Below are 18,911 nucleotides of genomic sequence, written 5' to 3'. Positions count from 1 at the left end.
GCTTGAAGATGTGTAGGCCAAGCTCGAATAATGGCGATCCATTGATGTCTAGGGAGGATTTACTATGGCGAAATTGAAATGGGGCATGATTGGTGGCGGTGAAGGCAGCCAGATCGGGCCCGCGCACCGTCTCGGTGCATTGGCAGATGGGCGCTTTGAATTTACTGCGGGTGCGTTGGATCATCGTGCGGATGTCGGACGTGATTACGCGAAGCGTTTGGGGGTGGCCACAGACCGTGCTTATGGTGATTGGCAAGAGATGCTGGCAGGGGAAAAAAATCGTGATGACCGCGTTGATCTGGTCACGGTTGCGACGCCAAACGCGACCCATTTTGAGATCACCAAATCTTATCTAGAATCAGGCTTTAACGTGTTGTGCGAAAAGCCGATGACGATGACTGTGGACGAAGGCGAAGCTATCGTGCGCATTGCAAAGCTAACGGGTAAAATTTGCGCGGTGAACTATTGCTACTCTGCCTATCCTATGGTGCGCCAAGCTCGTGCAATGGTACGAGCGGGGGATCTTGGTAAGCCGCGTTTGGTTGTGACCAACTTTAGCCACGGGCATCACGGCGATGCGACAGATGCAGACAATCCACGCGTGCGTTGGCGTTATGATCCTGCCACGGCAGGGGTGTCAGGTCAGTTCGCCGATTGCGGCATTCATGCGCTGCACATGGCGAGCTTCATATGTGATGATAACGTTGAAAAGCTGTCTGCAGATTTCGCATCCACAATATCTAGCCGTGAGTTGGAAGACGATGCGATGATCAATTTTCGCATGACTGGCGGCACTGTTGGGCGGTTGTGGACTTCATCCGTTGCGATTGGGCGCCAGCATGGATTTGACATTCAAGTGTTCGGTGAAACTGGTGGATTGCGCTGGGCGTCAGAGCAGCCAAACCAGTTGATTTATACACCTGTTGGTGGGCGGACGCAGATCATCGAAAAAGGCGAACCGGGTCTATGCGAAGACACCCAGCGTCTGTCGCGCGTGGCCATTGCACACCCCGAAGGTTTCCCTTTGGCTGTCGCGAATATCTATTGCGATTTGGCGGATGCGATCCGCGGCGAGATGCGTGATGGCTTGCCCAATGCGTCAGACGGCGTGCGCTCTATGGCGGCCGTGCATGCGGCGGTTGCATCAGCAAAAGAGGCAGGCGTTTGGATAGATGCCCGCCCGCCGATGTTCCGCTAAGTTTTGGAACGGGGCCGTAATGTGCCTCGTTCCACCACGCGACAAGGGAATACGCGCGCCTCAGGATAGTGATCCGGCTCGTCCAGCATTGCGACCATAAGGTCGACCGAAGAATCCACAATTTGGCGGATGGGCTGGTGTATTGTTGTGAGGTTTATGTTTTCCCACGATGCCATTTCCATATCGTTGAGCCCAATGACGCCAACGTCATCTGGAACAGACAGCCCTGCATCTTTGATCGCGCTCAGGGCGCCAATCGACAACACATCATCCCCGCAAAAATAGGCTTCTGCATGTCCCTCATTCAGCAGACGCAGCATTTCTTGCCGTCCCGCTTGAAAAGAATAAGCTTGGGCGTAGCTGTGAGATTGGGTGACTTGCGGATGGCGCGCGATTTCTTGGGTAAAGCCTTTGTGTCGATCTTGGGTTGATGTTGCCGACAGCGGCCCCCCTAAAAACGCGACTTTGTTATACCCTCGTGTGACCAATTCATGCGCTGCCATACGACCTGTTTCAACGTTATCAATCCCGACCATATGAACCTCTGGGGTGCTGGAATAACGGCCAAACGTGTGGACAACCGGCAGATTTTGGTCGCGGAATGCTTTGGAAAATACGGGCGGAAGCGTAGACGATGCGACGATTACGCCATCGACAGAATATTGTTGCAGCAATTTTAGCGAGTTTTTGGGATCGGTTTCATCGCTTAGATTGACCAGAAGAGGACGCAATCCTCGATCTTGTAGCCCACGGGTGAACAGATCAAAGACCTGCAAAAAAATCGGATTGTGAAAGTTATTGCTGACAAGGCCGATGAGCTTTGTGCGGCGTGTCGTTAGGCTGCGGGCCAAAAAATTGGGACTATACCCCAGTTCAGATGCGGCCTTTTCAACCTTTTGGCGCATTTTGATCGAGACAGATGCCCCATCCGTAAAAGTACGCGATACGGCAGACGTAGATACTCCGGCCCTGATCGCGACATCTTTGAGTGTTGCTGGCATTCTTTTACCTATTACGTTTCACAGCTCGATACCGGTTTATAAAAACTTAGCTGGCTCCACAGTGTCACATTACAGTGTCTACAACTTGCAACCGATTGCATAGGGACGCGTCAAATTAGGGTTTGCGCACGTAAGCTTGGAACACTTGCGGTCCACTTGGCACGTTGTCGATCATTTCAAGCACGTGCTCTGGAATATGCGGGCTGTCAAAATCAAACAGGCCACACTGGCGCAAAGCGGAGATGGAATGCATGGAATGCGGCGGGCGCTCAAACACGACCCGCACCGCGCATGGCATATGGGTGCTGTCGGCGGACACACCCAGTTTGATGCCATGCAGACGCGTCCAGCGCATGGCGTAATCGGGGTACAGAACTGTTTGGGTCAATTCGACTTCGGCCCCGTATTCATAATCAGACATAAAAATACGATCGCCTGTCATCAATGCGGCCCCTTGGTACCGAAAGTGATGACGGCAGGGTTTGTCATGTGGCCCCATACGTTCCAAGCGCCGATAAAACATATAATTATCGCGTGGCTCAAAGGTGATCATGTTACGGATCACTTTGCCGGGTTGCGACATGGATGCGTAGTATTCCCAAAAAAAACCTGTCATGTTTTGGATGCGTGGCTCATTGCGCGCCATCACTTTATCGACGTATTGCCACAGCAGCCGGCCTGTGCCGTCACTGTCGAGGGCGCGGACTTGGATCAGTTCGGCAAAGTCTTCTGGTGGCAACATCAGTTCGTGCAATTCGACGCCAAAATAGTCACAAATTTTGCGCAAAAGCCCTGTGCGTGGTGTTGATGTACCGGCCAAATAACGGTTGAGTTGACTGCGATTGATCGCAAGTTCACGCCCGACTTCGGAAATTGAGGTCTTGAATGAGCAAAGCAGTCGAAGGTTTGCGGATATCTCAGACAATTTATTCTCTTTCTTGCAAAAATAGCATCACTTAGCGCCAAGTTGCGCCCATGGGCGCAATTGTCAATATGTTGTACACCGCGCATTATCGACCCAAGGAGATATCTATGACACATCGCCCTTTTACGATTGGGATCATCGCGGGCTCTGGCCCCGAAGCGGGTATGGATTTGTGGTCCAAGTTGCTTGTGCAAACGCAAAACCAGTTTGGGACGGCGTTTCGCGGTGATCTTGATGCGCCGCGCGTGGTTATTGTGTCTGAGCCCGAACTGGGTTTGTCGATGGATTTGCGGGCCAATGAGGCTGCAACATGGGCTGCGCTTGATCGTACCGTGCGCCAAATCGCGCCACAGGTAGATGTCTTTGTCATTGCGTGTAACACATTGAATTGGTTCGCGCCGCGTATCCAAGCATTGCTGGATACTTTGCCAAACGTCGGACAGTTTTTGTCGTTTCAAGCTGTTTTGCATCAGGTTTTAACCCAAGCGGGACACAGCCACGTTGGATTGTTGGCCGCAGGACCTGTGATGGCTTTGGACAATTGGTCTGCCTACGCTGAGCTGCAATCCGATATAGAATTTGAAACCGCAAACCAGTCCGAAGATTTGCACTTGCTGATTGAAGACGTCAAACGGTTTGGGCAAAAACACGTAGGGTTAGCGGCGCGCTTTCGATCCATTGCGCAAAATCTATCTTCTGAAACTGTTATTTTGGCCTGTACAGAGTTACCACTGATCGCCACGCCTGTTGTTGGAAAAACACTTATCGATGTAACGGATTGCGTGGCGCAGATGCTTACCTTTCGCGCGTATCGTGCGCGAAAGGTATCGGTATGAAGCTGCTATTGATCCACACAGGCGGTACGATTGGAATGGTGCGCGGCCCCAATGGGTTGGCCCCACAAGAGGGGCTGGTCGAGGCTGCGATAGCGGCACGCTTGCCCGCACATGTGACGCTACAACAACATGTATTTGCACCGCTGATCGACAGTGCCGATATTGGTCCTGCCCATTGGAACGAGATGTTGGATATGATCGATGCACATCCCGATTGCCCTGTAATTGTTGTTCACGGCACCGATACCATGTCATTTACGGGCGCTGCACTGTCGCAAGCGCTGGAAGGGCAAGGGCGACGGGTCATGCTGTGCGGTTCTATGACACCATTGGGCGCAGGCGGCGATGCTGAGGGCAACCTTGATCTTGCCATCGATGCTTTGGTGAATGGGCACGGGGCAGGTGTGTTTTTATCATTTTCAGGGCGTATTTTGCCAGCAAACGGGCTGATTAAACATGACTGTCATCACGCAGATGCCTTTCGCGCCATTCCACAAGATCCGCTGACTGCGGCGCGATATCATCGGTTCGCAGAGCGTAATTCTATTGTGTTGACCTTGGCGCCAGGGTTGCCCGCTGCGGCTTTGTCGGCGGCTTTGGCGCAGGTTGATATTGCTGTGCTGCGGGTCTTTGGCGTGGGTACGATAATGTCACACCCTGACGTCAGTACTGCGCTAAAACAAGCGGCCGAGCGTGGTGTTAAAATCCGCGCGGTCAGCCAATGTGAGGTGGGCGCATTGGATCCCGGCAGCTATGCGGCGGGAGCGGCTCTTTGGGCGAGCGGTGTTCAAAATGGTGGGCGCGAAACACCGGAAGCGGCTTTGATCCATCTTTGGTTGAATTGATCCGCGCGCAAGTGGTGAGCTGACCTATCATGCCCCCACCGGCTTGATGTGCAAAAGAATGGGCCGCCCGAAGGCGACCCCAGAGTATTTAGTCGTTTTGCCAACGATCTGTGTTCCACGCTTTGCGATCCAAGTTCAGGTCTTGGAAATCATCAGGATTAAACACGGGGCGCTCAATGCCCGCTTTCAACTGTTTGCGAAAATCATCCACAACACGCATTGCTGTTGGGAACAACATCATCAAAGCAACAAGGTTGACCACCGCCAAAATGCCCATCATCGGATCCGAAAAGAAGAACACAGATGTTGCATCAGGGGCGACCGCACCCAATAACACGATGCCCAAAATTGCAACGCGTAGGCCGATTAGGGCTTCTTTGGATTTCGTGATCGCCGCCATAGCGTTTTCGCCAAGGTAAGTGTTGTAGATGATCGACGAGAACGCAAAGAGTAAAATCGCGAGTGTCAGTGCATATTTGGACCAAACGCCAAAGTGGCTGGCCAAAGATTGCTGCGTTAAAACAACGCCGTCGACACCCTCTGCACCGGGTACGTAGACATCGCCCAATAAGATGACGAAGGCAGTACATGTACAGATGATCATTGTGTCGATGAACACCGAGAATGACTGCGTGATACCTTGGCTCACGGGATGACGCACCAGCGCGGTGGCTGCCACGTTTGGCGCAGAGCCGAGACCCGCTTCGTTTGAAAACAACCCACGACGCAGGCCATTGGCGATGGCCGCGCCCATACCGCCGGCAAAGGCTTCGTTTAGGCCAAAGGCACTGTTGATGATGTCAGAGAATACGCGTGGAATTTCACCAATGTTCAAGATGATCGCTAATATCGCTAAACCGATGTAGCCAACTGCCATGACAGGAACCACAACGTCCGCCGCTTTGGCGATGCGTTTGATACCGCCGAAGACAACAAAGGCTGTGACCGCAACAAGCGCGATGCCTGTATACATGCGATTGATACCAAAGGATTCCTGCACGGCCCCTGCAACTGTATTGCCTTGAAATGCGTTAAAGCCCAGTCCAAAGGATGCCAGCAAACAGATCGCATAAATCACTGCGATCCAGTTGTAGCGCGCGCCAAGGCCGCGCCGAATGTAATCGGCTGGACCACCACGAAAGGCACTTTCGCCGTCAGATTGTTTGTAGGTTTGTGCCAATGTGCATTCGATCAAAGATGTCGCCATGCCAGCAAGAGCAATGGCCCACATCCAAAACACAGCGCCAGGGCCGCCAAGCGTGATCGCAACTGCAACCCCTGCGATATTGCCGCCGCCCACGCGACCACCAACCGACACCAGCAAAGCGGCGCGTGCGGACAGAGCGTTGGGGTCTTGGTTTTGGTTGTCGTTGGACAAGACGCGGAACATGCGTTTGAAAAACTGAATCTGGATGAACCCAGACATAAGCGTCATAAAAATACCAAAGACAACAAGGATAGGGATCAGCGCCCATCCCCATGTGAGATCATTGATGACCCCGAAAAATGTTTCTAATTGTTCCATAGTCCCTCCAGACATAACGTGCCGATATATTATTCTTGTCGACGAACCCTAGGGAGCCTTGGATTGGGTCGCCATTGATAAAAGTAGCACCAGATGATGCTTTTTGATATTGTTTAAAGTGCAAAATGCACCATGCGGTCTAGCTCTGTTTTGCCAGCTGTCGCGGGTATTCTGATCTGAATAATCAGGGCAGTTGCGTGCGACAATAGACAACACAGGCACAGTCCCCTATGCAGACGCGCATGAAGTGGGATCAATATATCGACGCCATCGGCCTGTTGTGCCCTTTGCCCGTGCTGAAAGCGCGCAAGGCCCTGTTGGCGATGCAATCTGGGCAGGTGTTGCGTCTTGTTGCCTCTGATCCTGCCGCAGTCATTGATGTCCCGCATTTTTGTGCGGAATCTGGCCATATCCTTTTGGCACAACAGCAAGCAGAGGATGGATTTGCGGCTCAAAGCCCTAATGGCGCGGCCCAGCTTTACTTTATTCAGCGCGGTTGATCGGCGCGGGTCTGTGACTTTACAATCTGTTCGGCGCGCACTAAATCTTCGGGGGTGTTGATGTTGAAAAACGGATCATTTGCCTGAGTTTCAAATATGATATTTACTGCGCCCTGTGCTTTGGCCCAAGCTGTCACCTTGCGTGCGCCGTGCTCCAAATCCATCCGCAGTTTTTCATGCAAAGACGTCGGCCATATTGCAAATGTTGGATGCAGCCACAAATGCCCGTTCGTGTCGCGCGTTGCGGCCAGTGCGATCTGATCATGGGGCTTTTGTAGAAGCCTTTGGGCCAAATTCATCGGGAAAAACGGTGTGTCGACCGCGATTGTTAGAACCTGCGTATATCCATTGCTTGCGGCCCATTCCATCGCGGTCAAAATGCCAGAAAGCGGCCCAAGACTATCTTGCACACTGTCTGAAATGATCGGTAGTTTTGTATCGTGAAATCTACGCGTGTCCCCGTTGGCATTGAGCGCTATCAGCCCACATTGCGGTGCAAGACGCGACTGGCAATGCGCCAAAAATGAGCGACCATTCAATGTACACAGCGCCTTGTCTAAGCCACCAAGACGCGTGCCGCATCCGCCTGCCAAAATTACTGCTGCTGGGAGCGTCATTGTCGAACCCGTATATGAAAACGCATTTTGATGCTCCGGTACTTTGTTGGTCAATCTGAAGACGCACAGAGCAAAAAACAACTGTCTCGCAGATTCATTTCGCTCATGACATTGAGCACCCGCATGTGAATTGATTAAAAATTGGGCAAGGCGCTGTATTCTTGGACGTGTATGAGGTTTGGTGACTTTACATCGCAAAACCGCTGTGCGCCATGTCCTAATATGGCTCATACACTTTGCGTAATCATCGTCGAAACAGACCCCGCTCGCGCAGCGCTTATTGTTGATAGTCTGTGTGATGCAGGCGATTTTGATTTGCATGTTATTGCGGAACCAACAAGCTTGGCGCGACATATTAAAGAGCACAATCCAGACATCGTTTTGATTGATGTGGAAAACCCATCCCGCGATATGCTTGAAGAATTGGCGTTGGCCTCTGGTCCGCTGGATCGTCCTGTTGCGATGTTTGTGGATCGTTCTGACGAAGGCCTTTCTGCGGCGGCGATCGAAGCTGGTGTGTCAGCCTATGTCGTGGACGGGCTGCAAAGCCAACGTGTGAAACCTGTGATCGACGCGGCGATTGCGCGCTTTCGTATGTTTCAGCGGATGCGCACTGAACTGGCCGAAACCAAGCGCGCTTTAGAAGAGCGCAAGGTCATTGATCGCGCCAAAGGCATGTTGATGCGTGCGCGTGGAGTAAGCGAAGACGAAGCCTATGCGCTGTTGCGTAAAACCGCGATGGACCAAGGTAAACGCGTCGCTGATGTGGCGAATGCTTTGGTGACGGCCGCGGGGCTGTTGGCATGAAAGGTACTGTTTTATCGGTTGGGTTTATCCCGCTTGTCGATGCCGCACCGCTGATCATTGCGCAAGAAATGGGCTTTGCCGCCGAAGAAGGTCTCGTGCTTGATTTGCGCCGCGCACCGTCTTGGTCGTCTTTGCGCGATATGCTGAGTTTTGGTCAAGTTCAAGCCGCCCATATGCTGTCGCCTGTACCTGTTGCGACGGCTTTAGGGCTTGGTGGGGCCGGTGCAAAATTGTCTGCTGTTTCAGTTTTGTCCATAAATGGTACAGTTATTGGTGTGTCTAACGCTTTGGCTCAGCGTATGCGTGATGCGGGACATAACTTTGATTTCAATGATGCCTACGCTGCTGGCAAGGCATTGATCGCAGCGTCAGGTGTGCGTTTACGCATTGGTGTGCCCTTTCCATTTTCGATGCATGCCGAGCTTTTATACTACTGGTTGTCCGCGCTGGGCCTGCCCGCGCCGCAGGGCGTAGACATCAAAACCGTCCCGCCATCGTTGATGGCTGATGCGATCAAAGCGGGCGAGATTGATGCCTTTTGTGTTGGCGAACCTTGGGGGTCTATCGCTGTTGAAAATGGCGTTGGAGAACTGTTGATACCGGGGGCGGCCATCTGGGCATTCGCACCAGAAAAGGTACTGGCCGTGCGCAGTGATTGGGCGGAACAAGAGTCCGCGCTTATGGGGCGCTTGATCCGATCTGTGTGGCGTGCTGGACGGTGGCTTGCCGATCCGTCGTCTCGTATTTTGCGATCCGAACTTTTGGCGCGTCCCGCGTATTTGAATATGTCGGCTGAAATTTTAGATCGTGCCTTTGAGGGGCGACTGGTAATATCCAAGTCGGGTCTTGAGCGATCTGTTCCGCAGTTTATGGAATTCAGCAACGGTGCCGCAGGGTTTCCATGGCGCTCGCAAGCGGAATGGATTGGCGGGCAGTTTGCAGCCCGTTTGGGGCTGGATCGACCTGCGGCATTGGCCGCTGCCGGATCTGTATTTCGCTCAGATCTATATCGCGCTGCCCTTGCGCGCACATCGGCTGATTTGCCCATAGCGACGGCGAAACTTGAAGGGGTCAGAGCAACTCCGTCGGGTGTAGAATCGGAGTCGGGGCAGATTGTTCTTGAACGGGATACGTTTTTTGATGGGCGCGTTTTTGAGCCGACAGAGATTTGATGCCTAAATAATAAGCATATAATTGGCTCAATTTGCTGCATCTGCAAAAAGATGCTGTGAGGCGTTGCTGAGGCGATGCTGGAGGGGTCAAATAAAGTCAGTCGCACGGCAATGGCGCCGCGACGCAGAATTTTGCTTTCGTTGATGAAAGCTTAGAGCAAAGCCGCTCGATACGAACCACCCGCCTCCTCCCGGGTGGTTCGTATCGGCGGCTTTTTTCGTGTTTTGGGTCTGGCTCGTACAGAAACCGGACCCAAGACGGACGATGACAAAGGGACATTGAAATGAAAACAATACTTCTTAGCCTGATCGCCAGCACAGCACTTGCAACATCCGGCTTTGCCGAAATGTTGGATCTTGAAAAAGATGAACTGACATTTGGCTTTATCAAATTGACCGATATGGCGCCGCTTGCTGTGGCCTATGAGAAAGGTTTCTTCGATGACGAAGGTCTGTTTGTCACATTGGAAGCGCAGGCCAATTGGAAGGTGCTTTTGGATGGCGTAATCGACGGTACTCTCGATGGTGCGCACATGCTGGCAGGGCAACCTTTGGCGGCCACAATCGGTTACGGCACCGAGTCACATATTATCACGCCATTCTCGATGGATTTGAACGGCAACGGTATTACGTTGTCGAATGATGTTTGGGAAACGATCAAACCGAATTTACCCATAGATGCCGATGGTAAAATTTCTCACCCTATTTCGGCTGCCGCGTTGAAACCTGTGCTGGATGACTATGCCGCGAAAGGCAAGCCGTTCAACATGGGTATGGTGTTCCCTGTGTCCACTCACAATTACGAGCTGCGCTACTGGTTGGCAGCGGGTGGCATCAATCCGGGGTATTATTCGCCTGAGAACGTGACGGGCCAGATTGGCGCAGAGGTGTTCTTGTCTGTTACGCCTCCACCACAGATGCCTGCGACGTTGGAAGCTGGCACGATTGATGGGTATTGCGTTGGCGAACCATGGAACCAGCAGGCCGTATTTAAAGGCATCGGCGTGCCTGTGGTGACCGATTATGAACTGTGGAAAAACAATCCAGAAAAAGTGTTTGGCATCACCAACGAGTTTTCTGAAATGTACCCCAACACCACGAAAGCTGTCGTCAAAGCGCTGATTCGTGCTGCGATGTGGTTGGATGAAAATGACAATGCCAACCGTATGGAAGCTGTCGAAATTCTGTCACGTCCAGACTATGTCGGTGCCGATGCTGATGTGATCGCGGCCTCTATGACAGGCACGTTTGAATATGAAAAAGGTGATAAACGCGATGTCCCGGATTTCAACGTGTTCTTTCGCTACAACGCGACATACCCGTTTTATTCTGACGCTGTTTGGTACCTTACACAGATGCGTCGTTGGGGTCAGATCGCCGAAGCAAAGTCTGACAGCTGGTACGATGACATTGCGAAATCTGTCTACAAACCCGCAATTTACCTAGAGGCTGCCAAGTTGTTGGTGGACGAAGGTTTGGCTGATGAGGCTGATTTCCCTTGGGACTCTAATGGTTACAAAACACCGACACCACCTGAGGATGTTATCGATGGCATCGGTTTTGATGGGGCCGCACCCAACGCGTATCTCGACAGTTTGCCGATTGGTCTAAAGGGCGCGCAGATCGTCTCTGGATCAGACATCAAAGGCTAACATTAAGGGGAGCGTCTCGTCGATGCTCCCTCGTTTTCTCTGTTTTTAAGGACCAACCCAATGACCGCCATCGACCCACAAACTTTGGATGCAGCACAGGGTGCGAAATCTAAAGAGGCAAAGCGCGCAAAACTGTTCACCCGTATCAATAAGGCGGACAAATGGTTGCAGGTGCTTGGCTTGCCATGGATGACGCCTATTTTGAAAGCTCTCGCAGGTGATAATCCAAAGGCGCAAGGTAAAGAGATTTGGCGGCTTTTGGGTGTGCCTGTTTTAGCCATCGTTGGCTTTTTGATGTTATGGGGCTTTATGGCGCCCAAAGTGGTGACGTCGCTTGGGGCCATCCCCGGGCCCGCCGCCGTGTGGGTTGAGGCGAAAAATTTACATGCGGATGCTATCGCAAAGACCGAAAAGAAAGCCACGCATGAGGCACGGGTTGATAAACGCAACGAGCGTTTTATTGCGAATGGGCAACCTGAAAAAGTAAAAGACATCCCCTACACAGGGTCGCCATCATATTACACCCAGATATGGACTTCGATCAAAACGGTATTTTTTGGCTTTTTGATCGGGTCAATCATCGCCATCCCTTTGGGTATTTTTGCGGGCCTGTCGCCTTATGCGAACTCTGCGATCAATCCACTTGTGCAGCTGTTCAAGCCTGTCTCGCCGCTGGCGTGGTTGCCGATTGTGACGATGGTTGTTTCAGCGGTTTACACCACCAACGATGGGTTGTTTTCAAAATCGTTTTTGGTGTCGGCGATCACTGTAACGCTCTGTTCGCTTTGGCCAACGTTAATCAACACAGCAATGGGCGTGGCAACGATCGATAAAGATTTGATATCTGTGTCGAAAGTTTTGAAAATGAACACCTATAGCAAAATCACCAAACTGGTATTGCCCTCTGCTTTGCCGCTTATCTTTACAGGGCTGCGGTTGTCTTTGGGTGTGGGTTGGATGGTTCTGATCGCCGCAGAAATGCTGGCGCAAAACCCCGGATTGGGCAAATTCGTTTGGGATGAATTCCAAAACGGATCATCACAATCACTGGCGAAAATCATCGTGGCGGTCCTGACTATTGGCATCATCGGGTTCTTGTTGGACCGCGTGATGTTTGCGTTGCAATCGTTGACAACATTCTCGAACAATCGGTGATTTCATGAGCATTCTAACGTTTGATAAAGTATACAAAGGCTTCGGAAACGGGCTGACGCGCACAGAGGTTTTGAAAGACATTTCACTTGATGTGAAAGAGGGCGAATTTCTAGCCATCCTCGGGTTTTCCGGCTCCGGTAAATCCACTTTGATGAATATGGTGGCAGGGTTAGAGACACCTGACACTGGCAAGGTCACTTACAAAGGCAAGCCGATCACAGGGCCCGGTCCAGAGCGTGGCTTGGTGTTTCAATCCTATTCGTTGATGCCGTGGTTGACGGTTAAGGGCAACGTTTTGCTGGCTGTGCAAAGTGTGTTTCCAAAGCTGTCAAAAGCCGAGCAAAGCGACAAAGCGGATCATTACATCAACATGGTTGGCTTGGGGCATGCGACCGCGCGCCGTCCTGCTGAATTATCTGGCGGAATGCGCCAGCGTGTGTCCGTTGCGCGCGCATTGGCGATGGATCCCGAAATGTTGTTGTTGGACGAGCCGCTCTCAGCGCTGGATGCGCTCACCCGTGCCAATTTGGCGGATGAGATTTTGGACATTTGGGAGCGTGATCAAAAGACCTGTATTTTGATCACCAACGATGTAGATGAAGCAATTCTTTTGGCAGATCGTATTGTGCCGCTGAACCCGGATGGTACTCTGGGAGAGCCCTTTGTGGTTAATATCCCGCGCCCTCGTGATCGTGGTGCTATGAATACGGATGCGGCGTTTAAAGCGCTGCGCGTAGCCGTGACGTCTTATCTTATGGATGTCGGGATCACGGCCAAACACGAAGGCATGCGCAGTTTGCCAAATGTGACGGCGATCCATTCTGTGCCCAAAGTTGTTGCCGATGCACAAGAAGGTTCAATCGAACAACGTTACCTTGATTTCTCGAAAATCCACAAAATTTACCCAACCCCCAAAGGTCCACTGACGGTTGTTGAAGATTTCGATTTGAAAGTGAATCGTGGTGAATTCATTTCCATCATTGGTCACTCAGGTTGTGGTAAATCCACAGTTTTGACTATGGCTGCGGGACTGAATGATATTTCCAAAGGCGTGATTAAACTTGATGGCTATGAGGTGCGCGGCGCGGACCCCGAGCGCGCTGTAGTGTTCCAGTCGCCCAACCTGTTTCCTTGGCTCACCGCCAAAGAAAACGTCGCTATAGGTGTGGACAAAGTCTACCCAAAAGCCAGCCAAGCCGAGCGCCAAGACGTGATCGAATACTATCTCGAACGTGTCGGTTTGGCGGACGCAATGGACAAGCCTGCGCATTCCATGTCCAACGGAATGAAACAGCGTGTCGGCATTGCGCGCGCCTTTGCTTTGTCCCCAAAATTGCTGTTGCTTGATGAACCTTTCGGCATGCTCGACAGTCTGACACGGTGGGAATTGCAAGAGGTGTTGATGGAAGTGTGGGAACGCACCAAAGTCACTGCGATTTGTGTCACCCATGATGTTGATGAGGCGATTTTACTGTCGGACCGCGTGGTAATGATGACCAACGGGCCGCAAGCCACGATTGGCAAAATCACCGATATCAAGCTGCCACGTCCACGCACGCGTAAAGCGCTTTTGGAGCATCCCGATTATTACGCCTACCGCCAAGAGGTATTGGATTTCTTGGAAGAGTATGAGCACGGCGCGACTCCAAAGCCCAAAGTGGCACCGCCAGCCAAAGCTGTGGCTGCGGAATGACAATGATGACGCGTTTGGTCATCATCGGCGCGGGTATGGCCACAGGGCGTTTGCTGGATCACTTGATGGCGGACGCTCCTGATGATTTTCAAGTGACGTTGTTCAATGCAGAGCCACGCGGCACGTATAACCGATTGATGCTGTCGCCTGTGTTGTCGGGCGAGAAAACCTATGAAGACATCGTGACCCATGATGATGCTTGGTACAACGATCATCATGTGACCTGTCGGTTCGGCGAGCGCGTGTTGTCGATTGATCCCAAGGCCAAGATTGTCTGGGGCGAACAGGGGGCCGTGCCCTACGACAAGGTCGTGATCGCCACAGGGTCAGTGCCTTTCATAATCCCATTGCCGGGTCATGATCTGCCTGGCGTGATCGCTTATCGTGACCTTGAAGACACCGCCAAGATGATTGAATTTTCCCAAATCCCTGATGCCAAAGCTGTGGTGATTGGCGGCGGCGTTTTGGGGCTTGAAGCTGCGGCTGGCATGGCCGCGCGCGGCATCAAGGTCACTGTGATCCATAAGGCGTCTCATTTGATGAATCGCCAGTTGGATGCCGTCGCAGGTGGACTGTTGAAAAAGGATATCGAGGCACGCGGTATCACTGTTTTATGCGATGTTGACTCGCAGGCTATCTTGGCTGGCCCTGATGGAAATGTGCGGGCTTTGCAGTTGAGCGATGGTACGGAATTGCCCTGTGATCTTTTGGTTATGGCGGTGGGCATTCGCCCCAATGTTGCTCTGGCGAAAGACGCAGGTATGACTGTCAATATGGGCGTGAAGGTCGATGATATGATGCGCAGTTCTGTGGATGATGTGTTCGCATTGGGAGAATGCATCGAACATGACGGCGCAGTGTTTGGACTGGTGGCCCCGTTGTTTGATCAAGCCAAAGTTCTGGCGCAAACGCTTATGGGGTGTCCCGCGCGTTTTGTGCAAAAACAAGTTGCAACAAAGCTTAAAGTGACCGGCTGCGATTTGTTTTCTGCTGGTGACTTTACCGATGCCACAGGACGTGAAATTATCGTTTTGAATGACCCTATACAGGGCGCGTATAAACGATTGGTGATCCAGGGATCGCAGCTTATAGGCGCGGTGCTTTATGGGGACACGCGCGATGGGGCGTGGTTTCAGTCTCATATCTTGGCACAAACAGATATTTCAGCTTTGCGTGATCAACTGATTTTTGGCCCTGCGTTTGAAACAGATATCGCTGCTTTGCCGCAGTGCGCCATTGGTGGCATGCCCGTGCGTGCCGCAGTCGCCCAAGAACACCCCGTCGCTCTGAAAGGGGCCGCGTGATGAAGCCTTGTCAATCAGATGAAACCCGATCCACCTGTCCTTATTGCGGGGTCGGATGCGGTGTCTTGCTGAAACCTGACGGGCAGGGTGGTTTGGTTGTGCGCGGTGATCCCAATCATCCTGCAAACTTTGGTCGCTTGTGCTCCAAAGGATCAGCTTTGGGCGAAACCGTTGGACTTGGCGATCGGCTTTTGGCCCCACAATTGAACGGTACTGACACCGATTGGGACACTGCGCTTGATCTGGTGGCCCAAAAGTTTACCGACACGATTGCCAAGCACGGACCAGACAGCGCTGCGTTCTATGTATCAGGACAGCTGTTGTCCGAAGATTACTATGTGGCCAACAAGCTGATGAAGGGCTTTATCGGTTCGGCCAATATCGATACCAATTCGCGGTTGTGCATGGCGTCTACCGTTGCGGGTCACAAGCGGGCTTTTGGGACAGACACTGTGCCAGGCACCTACGAGGATTTGGAAACGGCGGATCAAATTGTGTTGGTCGGGTCCAATCTGGCGTGGTGTCATCCTGTGTTGTATCAACGCATCGTGGCCGCGCGTGACAAGAACCCCAACTTGAAAATTATTGTCATCGACCCGCGTCGCACTGCAAGTTGTGATCTGGCCGATCTGCATTTGCCGCTGCGTGTGGGTACGGATGTGGCGCTGTTCAATGGGCTTTTGGGCGAGATATCTGCGCGTGGCGCGATTGATCACCAGTATCTCAACCATGTGAACGGGGCTCAAGCTGCGATTGAGGCGGCTCAAGCCGATGATGTCAGTGTCACAGGGCTTGAGGCCAGTGCGCTCACTCAGTTCTATGATATGTGGATCGGCACGCCCAAAACCGTCACCGTGTTTTCTCAAGGGGTCAATCAATCATCATCAGGCGCTGATAAAGTCAACGCTATCCTTAATTGCCATTTGGTCACGGGGCGTATTGGCACAAAGGGCTGCGGCCCATTTTCGGTCACAGGCCAACCCAATGCAATGGGCGGGCGCGAGGTTGGCGGCTTGGCCAATATGCTTGCCTGTCATTTGGATATTGAAAACCCTGATCACCATGCTGCTGTGTCTAGTTTTTGGCAAACAGATCGCCTGTCGCCCAAATTAGGTCTCAAGGCTGTCGACATGTTCCAAGCTGTCGGTGATGGTCGCATCAAAGCTTTGTGGATCATTCACACCAACCCCGCTGTGTCGATGCCTGACGCAGATAAGGTCGTCGCAGCGATGAAGAGCTGTGATTTTGTGGTCGTCAGCGACATCACGGCGGCCACAGACACAGCACGCTTGGCAGATGTGCTGTTGCCCGCGTCTGCATGGGGCGAAAAAGACGGGACTGTCACGAATTCAGACCGCACGATATCACGTCAACGCGCAGCTATGGTTGCCCCAGAACAAGCCCGCCCAGATTGGGATATCTTGGCAGATGTTGGTCGGCGCATGGGGGACAAAATGGGCTGGGGGTCTGCATTTGACTTTGGCACTCCAGCTGACATTTTCCGCGAATATGCGCAAATGTCCCGCCTTGGCACCACCTTTGGCAAGGACTTTGATATCTCGGCCTTGGGGGATATCGACAATGACGCCTATGACACGCTTGAGCCGCAACGCTGGCCTATCACTGACACGCGCCAAGGCGGTAGGTTTTTTGCAGATGGCAAGTTTTTCACACCGGATGGCAAAGCGCGTATGCTGCCACTGGCATATCGGGCCCCCGCTGCAAAGACGGGAAAACGCTATCCTTTCCGTCTCAATACAGGGCGTATTCGTGATCAATGGCACACGATGACCCGTACTGCTTTGTCATCGCGTCTGTCGGCACACTTGGCCGAGCCGTTCTTGGAAATCCACCCCGAAGATGCACAGGCCATGGGCCTTGAACACTCTATGTTGGCGCAGGTGAAAAGCCCTGTTGGCAGTGGTATTTTTCGCGCATTGATCACAGATCGCGTCACGCGTGGTGATGTTTTTGCACCGATGCATTGGACCGGTGAAACGGCCCCTTGTGCGCGGGTTGACGCGCTGGTGCCCCCTGTGGTCGACCCTGTGTCTGGTCAGCCTGAAAGCAAAGCTGCCGTTGTCCAAGTGACGCCGTTTCAGGCCGAGTGGTATGGCTTTGCGATCTCTACCGGTGAGGTCTCGCCAAACTGTGCCTATTGGGCGCGGGCAAAAACCACGACAGGATACAGGTTTGAATTGGCAGGAAGTAGCGCTCCTAAAGATTGGGAAGTCGAAGCGCGCCGGATGTTTGCTTTGCCAGACACGCCAGCGCAAATTATGATAGACGCAAACTCGGGCACTGCACGGTTGGCTTTTTATCAAGACGGTGTTCTCAAAGCGGCGCTGTTTGTGTCAAAATCACCCGTGGCTGTGATGCGTGATTATCTTGCGACCTTACCCAACACCGATGCGCCGAATGCCATCGCGGGTGTATCGCCTGCGGATCAACCTGACGCTGGTCCTGTGGTGTGTTCATGCTTTAATGTCGGGGTGAATACGATCGTGGCCGCCATCGAAGCCCAAAGTTTGATGAGTGTGGACATGATTGGCAAAGCCTTGCAAGCGGGCACGAATTGTGGCTCTTGCAGACCAGAGTTAGCAGAGCTTCTTGCCAAGGTGCGGGGGGCGCAGACCAATTTGAAAGAAGCCGCAGAATGACACTCGCTCCCTATGTTCGAATTCTAGGCCGCGGCCCCGGGCGCTCGCGGGCACTCACTTACACCGAGGCCTATGAGGCGATGCAGATCATTCTTGCGGGGCAAGCTGCGCCTGAATCTGTCGGCGCACTGTTGATGTTGCTACGCATGAAAGGCGAGGTCGCCGATGAAATCGCAGGCTTCACACAAGCCTTGCGGGATGATTTGAAAGCTGTCCCGCAACCTGATTTGGATTGGCCAAGCTACGCTGCAGGTCGCACGCGTGGGCTGCCGTATTTTCTGCTTTCTGCCAAATTGGTCGCTCAAGCTGGGTACAGCGTTTTGATGCATGGGTTTAACGGCGAAGGCGAGGCGGCGCAGGCCATTCGTGATGCGTTGCCCTATGCTGGAATTGCTGTGTGTGCCGATGCAGATGCCGCCGCACACAGCCTCAAAGCGCAGGGCATTGCTTATCTGCCGCTTGAAAATTTTGCGCCTAAATTACTGAAATTGCTTTTGCTGCGGCGTGATTTCAACCTGCGTTCCTGTTTAAATACCGTCAGCCGGATGCTCAATCCCGGCGGGGCTGATGTGAGCGTACAGGGCGTTTTTCATCCCTCATACCGTGAACTTCAATCTGATGCGTCGCAGATTTTATCCCTCAAGTCGCTTACTGTGATCAAGGGCGGCGGGGGTGAATTTGAACGTAACCCATCCAAAGATATCGTGGCATTTGGTCTGCGCGACGGCGCACCGTGGGAATATCATTTCGAGCCCGACCTAGACGAGACACGTAAACTGAATGATGGGGAAAGCGACCCAGCGCGTTTGGCTGCGCTCTGGTCCGGTGCGCTGATTGATCCCTTTGCTGAGGGCGTGATCCAAAGCACCGCGGCATTGGCGCTGGATACGCTTGGTCACCATAATCCCAGTGCAGCAGCGCGCACATTGTGGACGACGCGCGATAAATAATGGGTCACCTATGCGCTGTGTAGCCCGTTCGGTTCCACTTTTCGCCCTTAATTCTCACAGTTGTTTCCGCA

Annotated in this window: 15 protein-coding genes and 1 pseudogene; 12 read left to right on the top strand and 4 right to left on the bottom strand. The window is 52.6% G+C overall.

Annotated features, from left to right (window positions below):
• The first annotated feature begins 64 nt into the window (after window positions 1–64).
• Window positions 65–1,198, top strand: a complete 1,134-nt coding sequence (locus tag BM025_RS09265) for a Gfo/Idh/MocA family protein (protein ID WP_085848342.1) — start codon at window positions 65–67, stop codon at window positions 1,196–1,198.
• On the opposite strand, the gene BM025_RS09260 is transcribed toward BM025_RS09265, so the two are convergent.
• Both BM025_RS09260 and BM025_RS09255 read right to left on the bottom strand, forming a co-directional pair.
• A complete protein-coding gene (locus tag BM025_RS09260) occupies window positions 1,195–2,199 on the bottom strand; it encodes a LacI family DNA-binding transcriptional regulator (protein WP_085848343.1) in 1,005 nt (334 codons plus the stop codon). The two genes, BM025_RS09265 and BM025_RS09260, sit on opposite strands and share 4 nt — an antisense overlap.
• A 115-nt stretch (window positions 2,200–2,314) precedes the next feature.
• Window positions 2,315–3,124, bottom strand: coding sequence for a helix-turn-helix domain-containing protein (locus BM025_RS09255; RefSeq protein ID WP_085848344.1), 810 nt, complete (start codon window positions 3,122–3,124; stop codon window positions 2,315–2,317).
• A 107-nt stretch (window positions 3,125–3,231) separates the two neighbouring features.
• Here BM025_RS09255 and BM025_RS09250 point away from each other — a divergent pair, with 107 nt between their 5' ends.
• Window positions 3,232–3,960 (top strand): aspartate/glutamate racemase family protein, encoded by a 729-nt coding sequence (locus tag BM025_RS09250; RefSeq protein WP_085848345.1) that lies wholly within the window; start codon window positions 3,232–3,234, stop codon window positions 3,958–3,960.
• Complete coding sequence (locus BM025_RS09245) at window positions 3,957–4,805, top strand: asparaginase domain-containing protein (RefSeq protein WP_085848346.1); 849 nt, start codon at window positions 3,957–3,959, stop codon at window positions 4,803–4,805. The genes BM025_RS09250 and BM025_RS09245 overlap by 4 nt, the downstream gene beginning before the upstream one ends.
• Window positions 4,806–4,893: 88 nt before the next feature.
• On the opposite strand, the gene BM025_RS09240 is transcribed toward BM025_RS09245, so the two are convergent.
• The gene (locus BM025_RS09240) at window positions 4,894–6,330 is read right to left on the bottom strand and encodes an alanine/glycine:cation symporter family protein (RefSeq protein ID WP_085848347.1); all 1,437 of its coding nucleotides are present in this window, start codon (window positions 6,328–6,330) and stop codon (window positions 4,894–4,896) included.
• 242 nt (window positions 6,331–6,572) lie between these two features.
• Between BM025_RS09240 and BM025_RS09235 the strand changes: the two genes are divergently transcribed.
• Window positions 6,573–6,830: a sulfurtransferase TusA family protein gene (locus BM025_RS09235; RefSeq protein ID WP_085848440.1), complete on the top strand. Its 258-nt coding sequence runs from the start codon at window positions 6,573–6,575 to the stop codon at window positions 6,828–6,830.
• Here the strand turns inward: BM025_RS09235 and mobA are convergent.
• Entirely contained in the window at window positions 6,818–7,447 is a 630-nt protein-coding gene (gene mobA / locus BM025_RS09230; RefSeq protein ID WP_170842166.1) for a molybdenum cofactor guanylyltransferase MobA, read from the bottom strand. The two genes, BM025_RS09235 and mobA, sit on opposite strands and share 13 nt — an antisense overlap.
• A 222-nt stretch (window positions 7,448–7,669) precedes the next feature.
• On the opposite strand from mobA, the gene BM025_RS09225 reads away from it, so the two are divergent.
• The 8 genes and pseudogenes from BM025_RS09225 (at window position 7,670) to BM025_RS09190 (ending at window position 18,840) form a co-directional block, all read left to right on the top strand.
• Window positions 7,670–8,254, top strand: coding sequence for an ANTAR domain-containing response regulator (locus BM025_RS09225; protein ID WP_085848349.1), 585 nt, complete (start codon window positions 7,670–7,672; stop codon window positions 8,252–8,254).
• Window positions 8,251–9,426: an ABC transporter substrate-binding protein gene (locus BM025_RS09220; RefSeq protein WP_085848350.1), complete on the top strand. Its 1,176-nt coding sequence runs from the start codon at window positions 8,251–8,253 to the stop codon at window positions 9,424–9,426. The genes BM025_RS09225 and BM025_RS09220 overlap by 4 nt, the downstream gene beginning before the upstream one ends.
• A gap of 284 nt (window positions 9,427–9,710) precedes the next feature.
• Window positions 9,711–11,078 carry a CmpA/NrtA family ABC transporter substrate-binding protein gene (locus BM025_RS09215; RefSeq protein WP_085848351.1) on the top strand — a complete coding sequence of 456 codons (1,368 nt, stop codon included), beginning with the start codon at window positions 9,711–9,713 and terminating at the stop codon, window positions 11,076–11,078.
• A 60-nt stretch (window positions 11,079–11,138) separates the two neighbouring features.
• The gene (locus BM025_RS09210) at window positions 11,139–12,233 is read left to right on the top strand and encodes an ABC transporter permease (RefSeq protein ID WP_085848352.1); all 1,095 of its coding nucleotides are present in this window, start codon (window positions 11,139–11,141) and stop codon (window positions 12,231–12,233) included.
• A gap of 4 nt (window positions 12,234–12,237) precedes the next feature.
• Window positions 12,238–13,926 (top strand): ABC transporter ATP-binding protein, encoded by a 1,689-nt coding sequence (locus tag BM025_RS09205; protein ID WP_170842165.1) that lies wholly within the window; start codon window positions 12,238–12,240, stop codon window positions 13,924–13,926.
• A 2-nt stretch (window positions 13,927–13,928) separates the two neighbouring features.
• Window positions 13,929–15,191: pseudogene (locus BM025_RS09200) on the top strand (NAD(P)/FAD-dependent oxidoreductase); the annotation flags it as partial.
• Window positions 15,192–15,229: 38 nt separating this feature from the next.
• Window positions 15,230–17,890, top strand: a complete 2,661-nt coding sequence (locus tag BM025_RS09195) for a nitrate reductase (protein WP_085848354.1) — start codon at window positions 15,230–15,232, stop codon at window positions 17,888–17,890.
• Entirely contained in the window at window positions 17,887–18,840 is a 954-nt protein-coding gene (locus BM025_RS09190) for a glycosyl transferase family protein (RefSeq protein WP_085848355.1), read from the top strand. Before BM025_RS09195 ends, BM025_RS09190 begins: the two co-directional genes overlap by 4 nt.
• The last annotated feature ends 71 nt before the right edge of the window (window positions 18,841–18,911 follow it).

Source organism: Pacificibacter marinus (genome assembly GCF_900109555.1).
Classification (GTDB): domain Bacteria; phylum Pseudomonadota; class Alphaproteobacteria; order Rhodobacterales; family Rhodobacteraceae; genus Celeribacter; species Celeribacter marinus_C.
Note: the sequence above shows the minus strand (reverse complement) of the source record. Positions and strands in the feature narration are given on the sequence as shown.

Coding starts and splice junctions, on each gene's coding strand:
- BM025_RS09265 (WP_085848342.1), top strand. CDS start 65: ATGGCGAAATTGAAATGGGGCATGATTGGTGGCGGTGAAGGCAGCCAG.
- BM025_RS09260 (WP_085848343.1), bottom strand. CDS start 2,199: ATGCCAGCAACACTCAAAGATGTCGCGATCAGGGCCGGAGTATCTACG.
- BM025_RS09250 (WP_085848345.1), top strand. CDS start 3,232: ATGACACATCGCCCTTTTACGATTGGGATCATCGCGGGCTCTGGCCCC.
- BM025_RS09245 (WP_085848346.1), top strand. CDS start 3,957: ATGAAGCTGCTATTGATCCACACAGGCGGTACGATTGGAATGGTGCGC.
- BM025_RS09240 (WP_085848347.1), bottom strand. CDS start 6,330: ATGGAACAATTAGAAACATTTTTCGGGGTCATCAATGATCTCACATGG.
- BM025_RS09235 (WP_085848440.1), top strand. CDS start 6,573: ATGAAGTGGGATCAATATATCGACGCCATCGGCCTGTTGTGCCCTTTG.
- mobA (WP_170842166.1), bottom strand. CDS start 7,447: ATGACGCTCCCAGCAGCAGTAATTTTGGCAGGCGGATGCGGCACGCGT.
- BM025_RS09225 (WP_085848349.1), top strand. CDS start 7,670: ATGGCTCATACACTTTGCGTAATCATCGTCGAAACAGACCCCGCTCGC.
- BM025_RS09220 (WP_085848350.1), top strand. CDS start 8,251: ATGAAAGGTACTGTTTTATCGGTTGGGTTTATCCCGCTTGTCGATGCC.
- BM025_RS09215 (WP_085848351.1), top strand. CDS start 9,711: ATGAAAACAATACTTCTTAGCCTGATCGCCAGCACAGCACTTGCAACA.
- BM025_RS09210 (WP_085848352.1), top strand. CDS start 11,139: ATGACCGCCATCGACCCACAAACTTTGGATGCAGCACAGGGTGCGAAA.
- BM025_RS09205 (WP_170842165.1), top strand. CDS start 12,238: ATGAGCATTCTAACGTTTGATAAAGTATACAAAGGCTTCGGAAACGGG.
- BM025_RS09195 (WP_085848354.1), top strand. CDS start 15,230: ATGAAGCCTTGTCAATCAGATGAAACCCGATCCACCTGTCCTTATTGC.
- BM025_RS09190 (WP_085848355.1), top strand. CDS start 17,887: ATGACACTCGCTCCCTATGTTCGAATTCTAGGCCGCGGCCCCGGGCGC.